Source organism: Synergistaceae bacterium (assembly GCA_017443945.1).
Classification (GTDB): domain Bacteria; phylum Synergistota; class Synergistia; order Synergistales; family Aminobacteriaceae; genus JAFUXM01.
Map to the genome: position 1 here is coordinate 24,319 of JAFSXS010000060.1, position 19,122 is coordinate 43,440.

Annotated in this window: 20 protein-coding genes; 16 read left to right on the plus strand and 4 right to left on the minus strand. The window is 42.1% G+C overall.

Translation table 11 applies throughout. The features are described from left to right. Position 1 precedes the first annotated feature (1 nt). From IJT21_06415 to IJT21_06490, 16 genes are all read left to right on the plus strand, one after another. Complete coding sequence (locus IJT21_06415) at positions 2-625, plus strand: adenylate kinase (protein ID MBQ7577878.1); 624 nt, start codon at positions 2-4, stop codon at positions 623-625. Further along, a complete protein-coding gene (gene map, locus IJT21_06420; GenBank protein MBQ7577879.1) occupies positions 612-1,385 on the plus strand; it encodes a type I methionyl aminopeptidase in 774 nt (257 codons plus the stop codon). Before IJT21_06415 ends, map begins: the two co-directional genes overlap by 14 nt. A 4-nt stretch (positions 1,386-1,389) precedes the next feature. Next, entirely contained in the window at positions 1,390-1,614 is a 225-nt protein-coding gene (infA, locus tag IJT21_06425) for a translation initiation factor IF-1 (protein MBQ7577880.1), read from the plus strand. 15 nt (positions 1,615-1,629) lie between these two features. Beyond that, positions 1,630-1,755: a 50S ribosomal protein L36 gene (gene rpmJ, locus IJT21_06430; GenBank protein MBQ7577881.1), complete on the plus strand. Its 126-nt coding sequence runs from the start codon at positions 1,630-1,632 to the stop codon at positions 1,753-1,755. An 8-nt stretch (positions 1,756-1,763) separates the two neighbouring features. After that, positions 1,764-2,141 carry a 30S ribosomal protein S13 gene (gene rpsM / locus IJT21_06435; protein ID MBQ7577882.1) on the plus strand — a complete coding sequence of 126 codons (378 nt, stop codon included), beginning with the start codon at positions 1,764-1,766 and terminating at the stop codon, positions 2,139-2,141. 21 nt (positions 2,142-2,162) lie between these two features. Continuing rightward, positions 2,163-2,561 carry a 30S ribosomal protein S11 gene (gene rpsK, locus IJT21_06440; protein MBQ7577883.1) on the plus strand — a complete coding sequence of 133 codons (399 nt, stop codon included), beginning with the start codon at positions 2,163-2,165 and terminating at the stop codon, positions 2,559-2,561. A 3-nt stretch (positions 2,562-2,564) separates the two neighbouring features. Beyond that, the gene (locus IJT21_06445; protein MBQ7577884.1) at positions 2,565-3,824 is read left to right on the plus strand and encodes a DNA-directed RNA polymerase subunit alpha; all 1,260 of its coding nucleotides are present in this window, start codon (positions 2,565-2,567) and stop codon (positions 3,822-3,824) included. Beyond that, positions 3,825-4,199 (plus strand): 50S ribosomal protein L17, encoded by a 375-nt coding sequence (gene rplQ / locus IJT21_06450; protein MBQ7577885.1) that lies wholly within the window; start codon positions 3,825-3,827, stop codon positions 4,197-4,199. Beyond that, the gene (locus IJT21_06455) at positions 4,171-5,631 is read left to right on the plus strand and encodes an ABC transporter ATP-binding protein (protein MBQ7577886.1); all 1,461 of its coding nucleotides are present in this window, start codon (positions 4,171-4,173) and stop codon (positions 5,629-5,631) included. Before rplQ ends, IJT21_06455 begins: the two co-directional genes overlap by 29 nt. Further along, positions 5,625-6,365, plus strand: a complete 741-nt coding sequence (locus IJT21_06460; GenBank protein ID MBQ7577887.1) for an energy-coupling factor transporter transmembrane protein EcfT — start codon at positions 5,625-5,627, stop codon at positions 6,363-6,365. The genes IJT21_06455 and IJT21_06460 overlap by 7 nt, the downstream gene beginning before the upstream one ends. Positions 6,366-6,556: 191 nt before the next feature. Further along, entirely contained in the window at positions 6,557-8,011 is a 1,455-nt protein-coding gene (locus IJT21_06465; protein MBQ7577888.1) for a Na+/H+ antiporter NhaC family protein, read from the plus strand. Between the two features lie 81 nt (positions 8,012-8,092). Then, positions 8,093-8,641: a hypothetical protein gene (locus tag IJT21_06470; GenBank protein ID MBQ7577889.1), complete on the plus strand. Its 549-nt coding sequence runs from the start codon at positions 8,093-8,095 to the stop codon at positions 8,639-8,641. Continuing rightward, positions 8,638-9,261: a phosphoribosylanthranilate isomerase gene (locus tag IJT21_06475; protein ID MBQ7577890.1), complete on the plus strand. Its 624-nt coding sequence runs from the start codon at positions 8,638-8,640 to the stop codon at positions 9,259-9,261. Before IJT21_06470 ends, IJT21_06475 begins: the two co-directional genes overlap by 4 nt. 3 nt (positions 9,262-9,264) lie before the next feature. Then, the gene (locus IJT21_06480; protein MBQ7577891.1) at positions 9,265-10,113 is read left to right on the plus strand and encodes an EamA family transporter; all 849 of its coding nucleotides are present in this window, start codon (positions 9,265-9,267) and stop codon (positions 10,111-10,113) included. An 814-nt stretch (positions 10,114-10,927) separates the two neighbouring features. After that, positions 10,928-11,599: a ParA family protein gene (locus IJT21_06485; GenBank protein ID MBQ7577892.1), complete on the plus strand. Its 672-nt coding sequence runs from the start codon at positions 10,928-10,930 to the stop codon at positions 11,597-11,599. Positions 11,600-11,603: 4 nt separating this feature from the next. Then, positions 11,604-12,722: a hypothetical protein gene (locus IJT21_06490; GenBank protein MBQ7577893.1), complete on the plus strand. Its 1,119-nt coding sequence runs from the start codon at positions 11,604-11,606 to the stop codon at positions 12,720-12,722. Positions 12,723-12,769: 47 nt separating this feature from the next. On the opposite strand, the gene IJT21_06495 is transcribed toward IJT21_06490, so the two are convergent. The 4 genes from IJT21_06495 to IJT21_06510 all read right to left on the minus strand — a co-directional run bounded on the left by IJT21_06495 (position 12,770) and on the right by IJT21_06510 (position 19,106). Continuing rightward, a complete protein-coding gene (locus tag IJT21_06495; protein MBQ7577894.1) occupies positions 12,770-14,617 on the minus strand; it encodes a hypothetical protein in 1,848 nt (615 codons plus the stop codon). 102 nt (positions 14,618-14,719) lie between these two features. Then, positions 14,720-16,810: a flagellar hook-basal body complex protein gene (locus IJT21_06500; GenBank protein MBQ7577895.1), complete on the minus strand. Its 2,091-nt coding sequence runs from the start codon at positions 16,808-16,810 to the stop codon at positions 14,720-14,722. Between the two features lie 91 nt (positions 16,811-16,901). Beyond that, entirely contained in the window at positions 16,902-17,375 is a 474-nt protein-coding gene (gene flgD / locus IJT21_06505) for a flagellar hook assembly protein FlgD (GenBank protein MBQ7577896.1), read from the minus strand. 111 nt (positions 17,376-17,486) lie between these two features. Then, entirely contained in the window at positions 17,487-19,106 is a 1,620-nt protein-coding gene (locus IJT21_06510) for a flagellar hook-length control protein FliK (protein ID MBQ7577897.1), read from the minus strand. Between the last annotated feature and the right edge of the window lie 16 nt (positions 19,107-19,122).

The window sequence follows — 19,122 nt, forward strand, 5'->3', positions numbered from 1 at the left end:
CATGAGACTCGTATTGTTAGGTGCTCCCGGGGCCGGAAAAGGTACTCAGGCAGCACTGTTAAAATTAGAACACGAACTCGAACATATTTCGACGGGAGATATTTTCAGGCACAATTTAAAGAATAATACTCCGCTGGGACTCGAAGCAAAAAAATTTATGGATGCAGGTCAATTAGTCCCTGATGAAGTAGTAAATAAAATGGTCGCTGATACCCTGAAGAATTTAGCCCCGGATAAAGGCTTTATGCTCGACGGTTTTCCGCGTACAAAGGCGCAGGCTGAATTTCTCGATGGGGTCGCAAAAATTGACGGCGTTATATTGTTCTCTGTTCCTGACGAGGAAATTATAAAGCGTCTCACAAGCCGTGGAGTCTGCAAGGAATGCGGAAATGTTACTAATATTCATGAGCATAAAACTTGCCCGTCCTGCAATGGTGAGCTTTATGTCAGAGACGACGACAACGAAGCAACTATCAGAAGCCGTCTTAAAGTCTTTCACGAGCAGACAGAGCCGTTAATCAAGTTTTATGGTGATAAGGGCTTATTGTTCGAGGTTAACGCAACGGGGACACCTGATGAAATTTTTTCGCGTGTTCAGAAAGTTTTGCAGCATGATAAAGATTAAGCGGCCAGAAGAAATTGAATTAATGCGAGTTGCAGGACGTGTTACAGCAGAAGTGCTTGACATTATGCGCGAGGCAGTCAGACCCGGAATATCAACCGGTGAGCTTGACAGACTCGCAGAGGAGCATATACGCAAAAATAACGGCATTCCCGCATTCAAGAACTACAAGCCGGCAGCAAATATGACTCCTTTTCCCGGTACTATATGCGCGTCAATAAATGAAGAAGTCGTTCACGGGATTCCAGATTTTAACAGAATCCTTCAAGAGGGCGATATAATCAGCGTTGACGTGGGAGCATATGTAAACGGCTGGTGCGGTGATGCGGCCTGCACTTTTCCCGTTGGAAATATAAGCGATTCCCGTAAAAAATTGCTCGAAATTACAGAAGAGTCGCTTAATCGTGCGATAAAAGCTGCTCTTGCCGGGCACACACTCGGCGACATAGGGCACGCAATAGAAAGTTTTGTAAAGCCGCTCGGTTTTGGTATAGTACGTGATTACACAGGACACGGCATCGGCAAGAAAATGCATGAAGCTCCGCAGATTCCTAATTACGGCGAATCAGGACAGGGCGTAACGCTGCAAAGAGGCATGACAATAGCAATTGAGCCTATGATCATGTCAGGCGCAGAAGATGTAAAAGTCGGCTCTAACGGCTGGACAGTATCAACAGTAGACGGTTCTGACGCGGCACATTTTGAACGCTCTATAGCGATTCTCGACGATGGGCCGGAGATTTTAACGAAATGGGGAATGTAAATAAATGGCTTCCGGCAAAGAAGACGTAATGGAAATCAAGGGCGTAATATCGGAACCGCTGCCAAATGCTATGTTTAGAGTCGAGCTTGAAAACGGTCATAGAGTTCTGGCTCACGTCAGCGGCAAAATGAGAATGCACTTCATCAGGATTTTACCCGGTGATAAAGTTCTCGTTGAAATATCCCCTTATGATTTAACGAGGGGCAGAATTATTTATCGTTATAAATAGCGGAGGTTATAAATTATGAAAGTAGGGCCTTCAGTAAAGCCTATTTGTGAATTTTGCAGAGTAATCCGCCGTCATGGTGTTGTGCGTGTAATATGTTCGCGCAATCCAAGACACAAGCAGAGACAAGGTGTCAGGAGGTAATTAAATAAATGGCACGTATCGCAGGAGTAGATTTACCCAGAGACAAACGGGTGGAGATCGGCTTAACTTACATTTTTGGAATCGGTCTCAAGACTTCACAGAAAATTTTAGCGGCAACAGGCGTAGATCCTAATATCAGAGTCAAAGACTTGAGCGAGGCAGATACTCAGAAATTACGCCGTGAAATAGAAGATAATCACAAGGTCGAGGGTGATTTAAGGCGCGAAATTTCCATGAACATTAAACGGCTTATTGACATAGGCTGTTATCGTGGGACTCGTCATCGCTTAGGACTCCCAGTCAGAGGCCAGCGCACTAAGACCAACGCAAGAACCCGCAAAGGTCCGAGAAGAACTGTCGCTAACAAGAAAATGGCGACGAAATAGCATTAACGGGAGGTAAAGAACTTGGCAAAGAGAACAGCTCAGGCTCGTAAAGGCAAGAGGCGCGAGAAGAAAAATATAAATTACGGTGTAGCGCACATTTATTCGACATTCAATAATACGATTATGTGCATTAGTGACCGCGGCGGAAATATTATCACTTGGGCAAGCGGCGGCAATGTCGGCTTCAAGGGTACGAGAAAATCTACACCGTTTGCAGCTCAAATCGCAGCACAGCAGGTCGCAAAGGGTGCACAGGATCAGGGAGTGCAGGAAATTGACGTTATCGTAAAAGGTCCCGGCCCCGGCAGAGAGAGCGCGATTAGATCTCTTCAAGCGGCTGGACTTCAGGTCAATTTAATCAAGGACGCGACTCCTATTCCTCATAACGGATGCAGACCTCCTAAGAGAAGGCGTGTTTAATATATGGAGACAAGTTTTAAAATTTTTATCGAGAAAGCAAGTCAAGATTACAGCAAATTATCGATTGAGCCATTAGCACGCGGCTACGGTGATACGCTGGGTAATGCTTTAAGGCGGCTTCTGCTCTCGTCAATAAAGGGGGCGGCTGCTACTGCTTTGAGGCTCGACGGCGTTTTGCACGAGTTCAGCACGATTAAAGGCGTTCGAGAAGATGTAATCGAAATCTTGATGAATCTCAAGCATATTCCCATTAAGGCAAAGAATGATTTACCGGCGGGAGAATATAAGATTTTGACTCTTGACTCTGAGGATCTCGGCAAAGACTTTTTCACGCGCGAAGTAAACCCGGGAATAATTACCGCTCAAGACTTGAATACTATATATGATACTGATTTCGAGTTCGTCGGAAATGGTATTTTATGCACTCTTGAGCCCGGCGCGCACGTCATAATGGAAATTTATATACAGCAGGGAGTCGGCTATTTGTCTGCTGAACGTGAACGCCCCGCACAACCGCCTATGCCGCTTGACGCAATGTTGGCAGATGCAATTTTCTCGCCTGTTACCCGCGTTAATTACGAGATCGAGCCCGCAAGAGTAGATCAAAGCATAGACTATGAAAGATTAATTCTCGAAGTGTGGACTAACGGCGCAATCACTCCGAAAGAAGCAGTAAAACAGGCCGCAGACATTGCAGCAGATTACTTCATGAAAATTTCAGAAAGTGTCGAGTCTGCCCAGCTCAAAGAACAGCCCGCAGAAGTTGAAAAAGTTCGTGATAAAGCTGGAAAAGGTAAAGGCACAGAAGAAGCAGAACAGCCCAAGCCTCAGACTTTACCTGATAATCCGATTCATGAGCTCGAATTAAGTATCAGAAGTGAAAATTGCTTACTTCGCGGCGGCATGAACACTATCGGCGATCTGATTCAGAAGTCCCGCGATGACCTGTTAAAGATTCGCAATCTCGGCAGAAAGTCTCTCACCGAAATCGAAGAAAAACTTGCGTCAATGGGATATTCTCTCAAGCCCAGCAAGCCCGGAGCAGCAAAAGTTGATGACTCGTCAGAAAGCGAATCTCCAGAGACTCAAGAGTCCGAAGTTACACCAGAATCAGAACCGACACTCGACTCTATATTTGAACCTGAAGAAGAGTCAGAACCGGCCCCGGAACCTGAAGCAAAACCGGAGAAGCCCAAGAAAAAGAAATCTGCAGGTAAATCTACTAAATCAAGCAAGAAATCATCTAAGGAGGTGGACTCATAATTGAGACATCATGTAGACCATAGAACGTTAGGACGTTACGGCAGCCATAGACATTTAATGCTCGGAAATATGGCAGCTAGTTTATTTCTTAACGGTCAAATCACAACGACTGTAACAAGAGCTAAAGAATTACGACGTGTCGCAGAAAAACTAATCACCCGCGCAAGAGGCGGCAGCGTTCATGATATACGCGTAGTTTTCTCGAAAATGCCCCACAAAGAGGCAGCTACGAAATTATTTCAGGAGATCGCCCCGAAGTATAAGAGCTTCGATAAAGGCGGTTATACAAGAATCGTCAAACTCGGTGCACGCAAAGGCGACGGGTCTCCGATGGCAGTGATTGAACTTGTCGAACGCACAGAGGAGCAGAAATAATCTCCCGTTAATAGAAGTGCGCTCGCTTTCGTTCAAATATGACGCAAAATCTACGGGACGTGCATTACAACGCGTCTCGTTTTTTGTGAACAAAGGCGAAAGAATTGCTCTGCTTGGTCATAATGGGTCGGGCAAATCTACTCTTGCTAAAATCTTGGCCGGACTCATTAATGATTACGATGGCGAGTGCATTATTAACGGCGAAAATATTCATGTCGGGATAGTCTTTCAGGATCCAGAGAATCAAATTATCGCGTCAACTGTAGAAGATGATACGGCCTTTGCTCCTGAAAATCAGGGGTTATCGCCTAGTGAGATTCAATCCAGAGTCGATAATGCTTTGTCGCTCGTAAAATTGTCTCACAAAAAAAATTCTCCCGTTCATGCGTTGTCAGGCGGAGAAAAACAAAGGCTCGCACTTGCCGGAGTCATTGCTGCAAAAATTGACTGCTTGATTCTCGATGAACCCGACTCAATGCTTGATCCTGAAGGCCGGCACGATTTAGAATCTATTTTGCGTGAACTTCATAAAAACGGTATGACGATAATACAAATTTCTCACCAGTTAGAGAGCCTTGACGATATTGACCGCGTAATAATATTTTATAACGGTGCTGTAACATGGCAGGGCAGCGCAAAAGATTTCGAATCCCGCAAAAAATTATACGGATTTGACGATGAATTTATGCCGGTGAAGTTCGCGAGTCATTCAAGCAATAAATTATTTGAGATAAAAAATTTGTCGTTCGCTTATGATGAATCAAATAATATACTCGACAATATAAGCGCAGAAATTTTCAAAGGCTCGTGGCTCTCGATTATCGGCAGGACTGGCAGCGGAAAATCTACACTGTTGCAGCATTTGAACGGCTTATATAACGTTCAGTCAGGAAATATAAATTTTAACGGTGCACCGATTCCAAATAAGGGCGAAGAACTTTATAAATTGCGTCAAAAAGTGGGACTCGTTTTCCAGAATCCCGAAGATCAATTATTTAATCCGACAATCTATGAAGAATTAGCGTTTTCTCCCAGTAATGCAGGCTTAAAAGCTCATGATTTAGAGGATGCAATTTTTTACGGGCTTAAGTGTGTCGGGCTTGACAAAAATTTTCTGACTCGCAATCCTTTGCAGCTTTCCGGCGGTGAAAGAAGATTAATTGCTATTGCGTCAGTCTTGTCGGCTCGTCCTGAATGTATTGCGCTCGATGAACCGTTAGCGGGGCTTGATTTCGTGTTCAGGAATCAAATTTTAAATATGTTATGCACTTTGCGTGATGAGGGCAGGACGATAATTACAATCACTCATAATTTGCAAATGGCCATGAATTACAGCGACAAAATTTTATTGCTTCGTTCAGGAAAATTAATTGCGTTCGGTGCGCCCGATGAAGTCCGCGAAATAATTTCAAAGGAGTTCCCCTCATGTTAGCAAATATAAATCTCGGTCAATATGTACCGTCAGACTCGTTTATTCACAAATTAGACCCGCGCGCAAAATTATTTGGACTGATATTTATTATTACGGCGGTTTTCGCTGTCAAAAATTTTGTTATTCTCTCCTGCTGGGCTGTCTTGCTTGCGTTAATCGTGAGAGCGTCAAAAATTTCGTTTCGTGTCATGATTAAATCTGTTCGGCCTATATTATATCTTGCTGCGTTCACGTTTATATTTAATTTGTTCATGAGCGAATTTGCGCAGGCTTTATTTCTGACAGCCAGATTAATTGTGTTAATGCTTTATGCGCTGTTATTGCCTATGACGACTGCTCCATTAGAATTAACGGACGGGCTTGACGTGTTATTAACTCCACTTGAGAAAATAAAATTTCCTGCACATGAAAGCGCGTTAATGATAGGTCTTGCGTTAAGATTTATCCCGTTATTGACTCACGAGACGGACAAAATTATAAAGGCTCAATTATCACGGGGCGCAAGGTTGGATCAGGGGAATCTATTTCAGCGCGTAAAATCATTTTTTCCGGTATTGATTCCGCTTTTCGTTATAATATTCCGCAGAGCTGATGAAATCGCATTAGCCATGACTGCACGAGGCTATAACGGCGGAAAAATCAGAACTCGCAGAAAGCCTTTAATCTGGAAATTTCGCGATACTCTCGTGATTATATTTTGTGCGCTATTATCGTATATGTCCGTAATAATGTGAGAAAAACTTTCTATAAACGCGACTCCAGAGCATAAACGGGTGGGTGGGTGGGCGGAACCAATTGTAAGGGGACTTTATCGCCCTGCATAGGGTCAGAAATATGTGCATTAATTATATACTTGTAAATTTTCCTGATAGAATCTGCTAAAATATTCAAGAAATTCATTTTTTCAGGAGTGATTAATTTAATCATGTTAGCATTAATTAAATTGAGTCCTGTTATTGTTTTAGGCGTGCTGATGAATTCCAAAATTGGCCCCGGCCTTGATGTGTTAATGGCTGCACCTCTTGCGCTGGTTTATGCTGTGCTTGTCGGAATGTTCATCGGCAAAATCAAATTTAATGACTTAATGGACGCTGCTATCGAAAATTTAAAGCATATCTTAATCGTATTCTTGATTCTGCAAATGGCCTATGCTGTTGCTACATGCTTTATGGATACGGGTGTCGCTGCTTCAATAATTAATATGGCGTTATCGCTCGGACTTACTGCAAAACTTGTAGCTGTAACTGCATTATTAGTAACTGCAATTCTTTCAATAGCAACTGGTACATCATGGGGAACTTTTGCGGCGTGTGCTCCGATTTTCTTATGGCTGAATCACATTGTAGGCGGCAGTATGATTCTCACGATTTCAGCAATTGCGGGAGGTTCATGTTTCGGAGACAATATCGGCCTAATTTCTGATACAACAGTTGTAAGCTCAAGCCTTCAGAGAGTCGCAATAGTTGACAGAGTCAGACATCAGGGATTCTGGTCGTTCTTGTGCTTGGCCGCAGGTGCAGCAGCATTTTATTTCGCAGCTGTAAATATGGGACTTCCTGACACGATCGGCAACGCAAATGACGCGATCGCACAAATTCCCGCTTCAGTGTGGGACGCTCTCAAAGAAAAACGCCCTGCAGCAGTTACACTTTTGAATCAAGTTCGCGCCGGAGTGCCTTATTATATGGTCATTCCGTTAATAATCGTCTTAGTTCTTGCAGCAATCGGAACAAATACGCTTGTTTGTTTAGGAGCAGGTATTCTCGGCTCATTAATTTGCGGTTACATTGCCGGAACAGTTACGGACATCATGAAATTTATCGAGCTTGTACAGTCAAGTTTTGCGGATGCTGGCAGCTGGGTTATAGTCATGATGTTATGGATAGGCGCGTTTGGCGGAGTAATGGCGAAAATGGACGCTTTTGACGGTATAGCAAGAATCGTAATGAAGTGCGTACGAAGTGTCAGGCAGTTAATGTTTGCAAATGGGTTATTATGCTTGCTGGGAAATGCCGCGCTTGCTGATGAAATGGCGCAGATAGTTACAATTAGTCCCATAATCAAAAATTTAACTGATACACACGTCAAGGGCAGCGATAAAGCAATGTATAAATTAGCTCTGAGAAATGCTACTTTTGCCGATGCTATGGGAGTATTCGGTTCGCAGTTAATTCCTTGGCACGTTTATTTAGCGTTCTTTGCCGGAATAGTTGAAGCCGTTTATCCGATGGTAAATGTAACTGTTACAGATGTTATTATGCACAATTATTTAGCGTGGATTGCTGTAATTTCTATGCTGTTATTCACGTTGACGGGGCTTGATAGATTCATTCCGTTGTTCAGTCTGCCTTCTGAACCTGAAGTCGAGCTTGTGAAATAATAAAACTTGAATTTACCTGATATAATTTTAGCAGGGCTTGTGAAAAACGGCTCTGCTTTTATTTTATTTCGTGGTGAGTAAATGATGACAGAAATTAACAATGAAAATTTTGCTTCTCTAATGCATGATAATGAGCTTTGCAGGGAAATGATTCGCCGTATTGTGCCGGAAATTAAAGCTGGTGATATAGAGTTTCTCAAAAATTGCGATATTCCGGACTCTAAAGGCCTGCGATTTAATGTGCATATTGACTCGAACAAGAAAAAATATTACACGTTCTATGTTGAGATTCTCGCAAAAGATCCCGGCTTCATTTCATTACTAGACAGAAAATATCACGCTTTTATGGGACTCGACGCTTTGACTCCCGGAAATTTGGGCGCATACGTTATATTAGTCTGCAAGTTTGACCCGTTTGATAGAGGTCTGCACAAATATACAATCAAGACAGCAGAAATCGAGAATCCCGAAATAATACTTGATGACGGCAGAAATTCTATATTTCTTAACACAGAGAGCAATGCAGACGATATTAAACCGGAGCTGAAAAATTTTCTTGACTTCATTGCAGGAAGAGAGAGCGGCGCAAGTGATTCATTTATTAATAAATTAACGGAGCTGACACAATGACAAAAGTTAAAATCTGCGGAATTACCCGCGAAATAGAAATAAATATCATGAATGAGTTAATGCCTGATTATGTCGGGTTTGTATTCGAGACTCGTAACAGACATTTTGTATCGCCTCAATATGCCGGAAATTTGCGAGCCAGATTAAAGAGCGGTATTAGATCCGTCGGAGTATTCGCAAATTCATCACTCGAAAGTATTGCAATGGCTATAGAAATTGCCGGCCTCGACATGGTGCAGCTTCACGGCGACGAGACAGCAGAATATATCGCAGCATTACGTGAATATATACGCTGCCCGATCATAAAGGTTATAAAAATTTCTCAGCCCATTGACGCAGATAAAGCAATGTATTCAACAGCAGATTTTGTTATGCTTGACGGAGGCGGAGCAGGGCACGGAAAATCTTTTGACTGGTCATTATTAGGGGCGGTCAGGAGAAATTATTTTCTTTCGGGAGGTTTGAATCCTGATAACATAGTTGAAGCATTGCAGGTGTCATCGAGTCCATTCGGCGTAAATGCGAGCTCAGGACTTGAGTCAAATAGAGTCAAAGATTACCGCAAAGTCATGAAATTTATTACAGCAGTCAGAGAATATAACAAGGGCAAGAAACGCTAAATCATGCTATATATTTTTATTTCTGGAATCTTATGGGGCATTATAGGAATCTTCGTAAACGAGTTGAGCGCGCTGGGTGTGAGCGTTCAATCAACGAGCTTTTTGCGCATGGCATCAGCATTTGTGATAATGTTCACTTTTGCGGTGTTAAAGCACGGGAAAAATGTAATTTTACGCGATAAGAGGGCATTAATCCTGTGTGCGCTGCTAGGTCTTATATGTAACGGAATATTTAATTTATGTTACAGCACGTCAATAAAATTAAACGGTGTCGGAACAGCGGCTATATTGATGTATACTGCTCCGGTTTTTACGGCAACAGCGAGTAAAATAATCTTTCACGAAAATTTTTCACGCACGAAACTTTTTGCGCTTGCATTAAATATTATAGGCTGTATCTTGACAGTAACGGGAGGCAGCATTCAAGCAAATAATTTTTCTGTAGTCGGGATATTAGCAGGAATTTATACGGGCTTCGGTTATGGAATGGTAACGATAATAGGCCGTCTCGCAGGTGAGAAGACTGACGCAATTATTATGAGTGCATACAGTTATTTATTTGCGATGATATTTTTGCTGATATTTGCGCGTCCTGAGATAGTGATAAATGCGAAAATTTTGACTCTGGGATTTCTTTACGGATTAATACCAACGTCGCTGGCCTATGTGCTTTATTATGCAGGATTAAGGAAGATTCGCGATGCAAGCCGTGCGCCCGTGATAGCCTCGATTGAACCTGTTACGGCCGTTATAGTAGGTCTGCTGATATATAATGAAGTTATCGGACCTGCAAATTTTATCGGAATGCTTGTTGTTCTTGTGTCGATTATTATAATAATGCGCGTGAAATAAAATTATTGCTGCTTACGGGAAAAGTTTATAGCCATTATTGTAAATAAATGTATGAGTCTCTACATCCCGCCCGCCCGGATTGAAGGGGTAATCTCTACGGCGAAAAGTTTTTTGCAAGTATTCAAGTCTAACTGCTATAATAATCACAGAAAATTTTTCATTCAATTTTTCACGAACAAAGCGGCTTTTACTAATACATTTACCAATACAAAAAATTTAATTTTTCGCAGTTATATTAATGCTTCACACAAAAATTTTATTTCTTTATGTATGTGATTTGCTTATATAATTTTTTATTTATGAAGCAGCGTGAACGAGCAAGAAATTTTTACGAGCATTCAAGCATATAGCTAATAAACTTTAATAGTTAAAGTCTTTCGGAAACATGCATTTATAATTACGGGCGGGGAAAAAGAGCGCGAGAAAAAACGGGTTTTAGGGGTTTTGTCTCGCACACATACAACAAATTTTTTGTAAATATTAAAGTTTTTAGCTCAACAAAAATATTTTGTTATAGTTTTCCGAAAATGTTTGTTGTAAAATTGTCGCAAATTATTTCGTACGTGTTTTTGCTGCATCAACGGGAGCAACAGATAAGATTTTGACTTTGTTGTTATAGCTTTTAAGTGTTTTCACTATAATATAACTTCACAAATTTTTACTATAATCACTATGAAACATAATTTATCATACGTTCATGCAGGAAATTTTTGCAGATATTCAAGTGTAATTGCTATATCAGTGTTTTTGCTATGATTGTATAATATAGCGGGATTGTAATAAAAATTTTAATAGATTCAGGTGATTAATTAACATGTCAAAAATTGCAGTAGCGGTATTCAACCGTAAAGGCGGAGTCGGAAAGTCAACCCTTTCTGTTATTCTTGCTGAGATTGCGCTTGTCAGACATAATAGTGTCCTCGCTGTAGATCTTGATCCCTCGCATAATTTCACGGACGCATTAAATTTTTTGCAGAACTATTTTAGAGATTCACTGCGCATTAAATCAAACTTGAAAGATTCCGACGCAAACGCAAAAGAAGACTGGATTATAATAGACTGCCCGCCCCTGATGGGAAAAGAGTCAGACGCTGCTATGAAATTTGCTGATATAATGGTCGTTCCTGTGAGGCCGGACTTTTTCTCGCTGTCGAGTCTGCCTGTAACGTATTCTAAAGCAGGAGATTTCGATAAAGACCGTGTACAATTACCGCTCGTTAAAATCGGTTATGACAATTCAGCAATGACGAGAATAGCAAATCAGATCATCACAGATTCAAATTATCCCGTCGCAGCAGATATAGCCATGCACAAAAAAATCCCGTATAACATTACGCTTGGTCATATTTGGTCTACAGGTTTAACGGCAGCAGCAAGAAATCCCTATGAAAATTTATTCGAGAAAATCGAGCTTGCTGGCGAAAAATTAAGTGCGGGCGCAACGGTTTCTGAAATTGGCGATGTCTGGGCAAAGGAGGCCGATTAACATAATGAGAACATTCAACAGAGGCGTTGAGAATCTAAAATATCTCATGGCCAAGCACGAGGCAGAATGGAGAATCGAGAAAGGCGAAGAAGGCGTAAAAGTGCCTACTCTCGAAAATTTTGCATCAACTCCTATCAAACCCCCGCGAAAATCTGAGTCTAACCTTCCTGAAAATAGATTCTTGAGCAGTGCAGAACCTAAAGTCGAGTCAGTACAGGTCTTAGAGAACAGCGGCAAACATCATTCATGGCTCTATAACGAGGTAATGAAGGCAATCAATGACGCAGCAGCCAAGAATAAAAATTCTCGAATTATTGCAATTTTTGTACCAGTCCTGCAAGATAGCGGAGAATTTAAAGATTTGCCCGTCGATGAAACTATTACGATTAATAAGCCCGATAACAGTCAAGAGTCCGGGATTACTGAAGAAGGAGACAACGATATTGTTGATATAACGTCTGTATTACCGCCTTTAGAACTAGAGCAAGAGTCAGAATCAGACACAGAGTCCCCCGAACCTGAAGAATCAAGCGCGCCTGAATCAGAAAAACTTGATGACGTTGCAGCAGATGAACCTTCCGAAGAATTGAACGCGATAGAGTCTCCTGTTGATGAAGACGAAGAGTTGCAAGTTGTACCGCTTGAAGAGATTCACGAGTCCAGCGAGGAAGAAGAATCCCCCGAACTTGAATCACCTGAAGAGCTTAACGAATCAGAAATATTGCCCGCTGTTGAAGAGTTAGAGTCCGAGTCTGAGTCTGAGCCTGAAGAAGTTATCTTAATAGAGGAACCGGCAGAGCTTAAAGAGTTAGATACTCCTGATGAAATAGTAGAAATTCTTGCAGCCCCCGAAGAAATTGCAGAATCAGAACAGCCCTCAAAATTAACTGTCATTGAGGAAGAACCCGCAGAATTAGACTCTGATTTAGCGGAACTAGAAAATTTAGATGACTCCATAACGGAAGAACCTGTTTTGCTTCTCCCTGATGACGACGAAGAAATTAAAATCGAGGAAGCACCGGAAGAAATTTTATTAGATTCTGATTCACACTCTGACGGCGAAGAAATAGAAATTTTGCCCGATATTCCGCCACTCGACGATGACGAAAAGAAGCGCGAATAAAAAATTTATCTCCGGGAAAATGCATAAATCCCGGAGTTTTTTTCTCTCTACAGTTCAGCAAGCAGCCACAAGAAGCCGAATCCCTCAAGTTTTATTTGTCCTGTGCCGTAATTGTTGAATTTCTCGCCAGTTATCATGTTGTGATACTTGAATATCCCGCCGAGATTCTCACTCGTTGAAATAAATTGAGTCTCCCCGCTGAAATTGAAGAACGCTAACATTTTTTCTTTCTTGGTCTTCTCGCCGTAATAACGCCCGATTCCTAAAACGTGATCATTATTTGTCTCAATCAGCCACGTATCAGCCGAATTTGAGAACACCGACAAAGTATCACGCAAGCCCATTAAAGTTTTTATCGCGTTAAAAATTTTGCCTTCTGGAGTCGTCATGTCCTCGCGTTTTGCTGCATTTGACCAGATAAACGGCCCTCGATGAAGATAACGGCTGTCTTCTGCTTTTTTCGGGTCATTGTGATAATCGTAGTAGTTAAGCTGTCCGATCTCGTCGCCGCTGTAAAGTACCGGGATCCCGCTTTGAGTGAATAAAAACGCGTGAAGCATTATATCAAGTTTTACAGCTGAGTCCTTGTCAGGTGATTCGAGCCCGCAAAGTGAAGCAGTTGTGCCGCACATTCTAGCGTCGCCAAGTTCCGGAGCATCGTTATATGTCTCGCCGCGTGAAGGTGAATTTTTGAAATCGCCTTTGAAGTAGTCATTAAGAAATTTTTTGTGCGCAACTTCATCAATTCCGAATTGACGCAGAAAATCATAATCGAGTCCCCAGCCTATATCATCGTGGCAGCGTAAATAATTCAAGAAAACATATTCTTTCGGGAGTGCAAAGACGCTCGCTAACTGGTGCTTCATCAATCGTGTATCTTGAGTCGCTACCGTGTGCCAAGTGCTGGCCATTGTCGTAACGTTGTATAACATGTTGCATTCGGGTTTCTCGACAGTTCCGAAATATGGGACAACTTTAGAAGGCTCCATAACGACCTCACCTAATAAAAGCGTTCCCGGACAAACTATTTCAGCGGCCATTCTCATAATTCTAACGAGCGTATGAACCTGCGGGAGATTTCTGCAATTAGTACCCAGAGTCTTCCAGATATAGGGCACAGCGTCGAGTCTTATAATATCTACGCCTTGATTGCATAAGAAGAGCATATTTTCTGTCATGTCATTAAACACTACTGGATTGCGGTAATTTAAATCCCATTGATACGGATAGAAAGTTGTCATTACGACTTTGCCGGCCTCTTGACAATATGTGAAATTTCCGGGTGCTGTTGTCGGAAAAACTTCGGGTAAATTTTGCTCGAATTGATTCGGGATCTCCCAGTTGTCAAAGAAAAAATAACGGTCTTGATATTCCTTCTCGCCATTTCGTGCACGTTTTGCCCATTCGTGATCCTCGCTTGTGTGATTCATTACGAAATCAAGGCATACACTTATACCCAGTGAATGACATTTTGCGGCCAAGTCTGCAAGGTCTTCAATAGTGCCTAAGTCGGGTCTAACTTTCCTGAAGTCTGACACTGCATAACCTCCGTCGCTGCGTCCTTCCGGGCTGTCAAGTAACGGCATTAAGTGCAAATAAGTTACTCCGCATTCTTGAATATAATCAATGTGAGATTTAATGCCCTGTAGAGTCTTCCCGAAACACTCTGTATACATCATCATGCCGAGAATGTCATTATTTGCGTACCAGTTCGGAATAACCTCGCGCGCGTCGTCCAATTCCTTCAATAAATCATTACGTTCAAGCCAGCATTTACGAAGCATGGAGCAGAAATAATCAAATGCCTGCTTATCATTTCCGTAAAGCTCATAATAAAGCCATTTCAACTCGTCATAATATTTAGCGAGCCTTGATTCAAATGCGTTATTGCTCATGATTATAGATTCTCCTGTGAATAAATTTAGTGTCTCAAGTATAGCAAAAAACGCAAAAAAATCCCCCGCCTTTATTATCAGACAGGGGAAAAATTTTATTTATTATCTCTTGAGGTTGACGACTTCTTCTAAAATTTGATCGCTTGTAGTGATGACGCGCGTATTTGCCTGGAAGCCTCTTTGCGCGATTATTAAGTGCGTAAATTCCTCTGTTAAATCGACGTTTGACATTTCGAGAGTCTGCGAAATTATTGTTCCTTTGCCGTTAATTTGTGCGGGGTCGATATTTGCTGTGCCGGAGTTCACTGACTCGCGGAACATCGTATCACCAACTTTTTCGAGGCCCTGTTCATTTGCAAATGTTGCGATTGCGACTCTATATAACGGAATATTTTTCCCGTTTGAGTATGCGCCCGTGATAGTTCCGTCTTGGCCGATTGAGAAATTTTCAAGGACTCCCATTTCGTAGCCGTCCTGATAAACAGCTTTTGTAGTTGTCTCTGAAGCAAATTGCGTTACGCCGTTAAGAATATCGCCTGCACTTCTGCCGATACCGCCGCCGAAATTAAGTAAAACGCTGCTATTTTCAGAGCCGTCCATGCTGAAGGGGATATTAATTTCTGCGTAAACATTTCCTTCGCTCGATAATGTTCTAGTGCCTGCGCTTGTTACTGCGTTATTGATTGTGCCGTCGCCGTTAAATTCGATTTCTCCGCAATTAGGTTCGGGCATTCCGACGTTATATTCGATTTGGCCGTCATCATTTACGAGGAAAGCCTCCCAACGCCAGCGGTTCTCGGTTAATTTCTTGAAATTTACTTCTAACGTGTGTTTGTTGCCGAGATCGTCATAAATTGTAGTCTTCGTTGAGTGATGTCCGCCGATGTTGATTTGCGCTAAAATCTGATAACTTCCGCTCGGTGTTGCAAGGTTCTTATCCTGCTGAATCTCTAAATATTGACCGTTCTCAGAAGGTACGATTCTGAAATTGTCTGCGGTAACATTTCCGAAAGAGCCTACTATATCATTTACGGATGCAAATGTGCCGTCGGGGTTAAAATAAACCTGCGCGGTTAATTGCTGCATAGTGCCGGAGCCGTCATCAACCCACATTCTAAGAGTTGAACTTGTTGCCGCTAAATCGGAAGCTGATCCGTTCGGGACGACTGACTCATCAAATTCTGCAAGTATCGGCGTGTATGTGTAAGGGCTTGTAGAATTGTCTACGATCGAGAAAGAAGTATAATTCATGCCCATTTTCAGGTTATTCTGAAATACGACTTGGCCGTCAGCGTTGCGGAGTCTTAATAAACCTGATGTATCGTCATAAAGGATCGTTAATTCTTTCTCGTTGGGAGCAGTGCCGATCGTTATAGTTTGATCTACGGGAGTTAATGCCGGTGTGCCGTCGTTGTTGATTCCTGTCATGTTGAAATTTAGCGGGACTTCTGTAACGCCGTCTGAAATCGTGATAGTTAAATAATTTTCGCCGTTAGCTGCTGTCAAATTCGTCTTAAAGCTCAATTGGCAGTCAAGATCATCAATTACTACATTTGATGTGCCTGTTGAATTAGTGCGTGAAAGTCCTGCACGCGTGTTAAATGGTAAATCGGGGAAACCGTACGGCAAATAAGGCTTTGAGTCACTGTTCAGGTTACATTGAAATCTGACTTCTGATGTTGCCTTAGGGTCTATTTTCTTGCCTAATTGAATATTTATATTGCTTAAATCGCTTGCTCTCACGTATTGAGTCGGGTCTAACGGGTCCTCGCTGATTTCGTAGCCCTGAAGATAATAGCCCGTGCCTGCCTGAACTAAATCGCTGTTTGCGTCGAGAACTGCTGCGCCCGATCTGCTGTAAAGACTTGCATTCCCGTTCTTATACACAAAAAAGCCCCTTCCCTGAATCATCATATCTGAAGGGTTGCCGGTGTAAGATGCTGAACCTTGCGTGTGAATTGTCTCTATTGCTGAAACGCTGACTCCGAGTCCGACCTGTGCAGGGTTAACGCCTCCGCGTGTGTCTCCTGCGCCTGACGCGTATTTCTGAGCCTGATACATCATATCCGCAAAAATTGTAAAATCTTTCTTGAATCCCGTAGTGTTTGCGTTTGCTATATTGTTGCCCGTTACGTCAAGCATTGTCTGGTGAGCGCGAACACCCGTTACAGCTGTAAATAAAGATCTTAACATGATTTATTCTCCTTCTAGTAAATTTATTCTAAAACTTTGGCGGGCGTCCTTCCTGCCGTGCCTCGTTGTCTCGTCCTTGAGAACTTATCTATTAACCAATATCGGAAATTCCCTGCACATTTTCAAGGGGTACTTCGCCTTCAGTTGTGTCGAGAATAGTTTTTCCGTTGTCGAACCATACAGCATTAACGACAGCAGCAATTTGACGGCCTTCACTGTTTGTGAAAGCTACAGCCTTCCCGACATAATTTGCAGCTGAAAATTTATTTGCCTCTGCCATTGAAGTTAGAGTGTTATTCATGTTCTGCATTTGTTCAAGGCTTGAGAATGTCGCCATTTGTGAAATAAATTCCCTGTCTTCCATAGGGTTTAACGGGTCTTGATTGGAAAGCTCGGCGATTAAAAGTTTCAAGAAAGCGTCTTTGCCTAAATCGTTAGTTGCTGTAGTTACTGCATTTGTTGATGATGTAGAATTTGTCGAAGTCGTATTATTTGCAGCCGTCGTTGTGTTGGCAGCTGCGATATTTGCAAGATTTGTATAATTATTAACGTCCGTTACGGCCATATTTCGTTCACTCCCCGATAAAATTTTTATATATTTCCCCCTCGCAGAGACTTCACAAGGGGGAGCTTTAAAACTGGTGGGGTTTCCTTCAACTTTTACCCTTTTGTGTTGCTATGCTACCCAGTAAAGCAGCCCTTCTTCTAAATCGACTCTAAATTCTTCGCTAGAGTCCGATTCGTCGCCAGCTCCGTTATTAAATGCTCTGTAGTAGGGATTATCGCTTTGATTCTGGCCTTGTCCCTGCTGGTTATCCTGCTGAACGTCTACGCTGAAATCTGTAACTTGAACGCCCTGCTGTGATAAATTCATACGAAGCTGAGTCAATTGGTCTTGCACTAATTGTCGGATTTGTTCGCTTGCTACTTTAATTGAAGCCTCAACGCCGGAAGAATTTGAAGTTAATTCTATGCTGATTCGTCCGAGTGCAGGAGGGTCAATCACAATATTTGCTTTCTGGACTCCGTCGGCGCGGATGAATCTAATTACATTCACGACTCCATCACGTAAATTAGCACTGGGTGTAAATTCAAGATTTGCGCGTAAATTTAAGGGTGTCGGCGAATTTTGCGAGGCTGTGCGGCGATTTGCTAAGACTCCTTCAAAAAATGTCTGAAAACTTGAATGCGATTCAGTCCGGTTATTATTTGCGCGTTCGGGCTGGTTTGATTCAGTTCTGCGGGCATTATTTATATTCCTTGATTGAGTGCGTGAACTCGTGAAATTTTCGCGTGCGTTCGTGAAATTATTGCCGTTAAAATTTTTATTGCCTGAGTCCTGATTATTATTATTATTTGCTTGAGGCTGGGACTCTGACTCTGACTCGCCGGGAATTTCGCGGATTGAGTCATCAAAATTTGTTGTCTGTGTTGATTCCGTTTTTGCGTCTGACTTGGCCGGAGTCTGTAAATTTTCATGAGTCTGCAAATTTTTATGCGGTGCGATATGTGCTGTTACGTCATTTGCGGGCTTGGTTGAGGTCTCATTATCTGCCGGAATATTAACGGGAACAGCTGCGAAAATATTTGCTTGCGGGGTCTCGTTTTGTTCTGATTCAATTTCTGACTCTGAGTCGCTCTCGTCTTCGTCAGATTCAGGAATTATATATGACTCTAAAGATTTTTCCGGGATTCTGACGGGAATATCGGAAGGCTTTAAATTTTGGGGTAAATTCAGATTTTCACTCAAGACAGCAAATAATTTTTCCTGTTTCTCCTGAATTACGCTAGAGTCTTGATTATTTTGCGCTGACTCAATAAATTCATTAACTGCCTGTAAAATTTGAGTCTGCTTATCTTCGGGTAATGAGAGTATTTGCGCTTTGATTGTCTCGTCATTCATTAAGTGCGCTATAAAATTTAACGGGTCTGCTTGAACGTCATTATTTGCCGGATTCTGTGATGATTCGAAAAATTTATTAAGTGCCTGCAAAATTTGAGTCTGCTTATCTTGAGGCAATGCAGATATTTGCGACTCGAGATTTTCATTATTCAGACCAGCAAGAATATCAATCACTGACTGCGGGAACGAGCTATTATTCTTGAACGTCATTAAATTTTCGCGGACTTGCATAATCTGTTCAGGGTTAATTATTTCTTGAGTGCCAGTCAAATTATTTATCAAGCTCTCAAAGAGTCCCGGCTGTGCTTGAGAGTTATTATTCTGCGGGTTATTTATTTGTGCTGCTTGAGCATTTATATTCGGCTGAATCAGCGTAAAAATTTCTGTTGACATATATAATGCCTCCTTA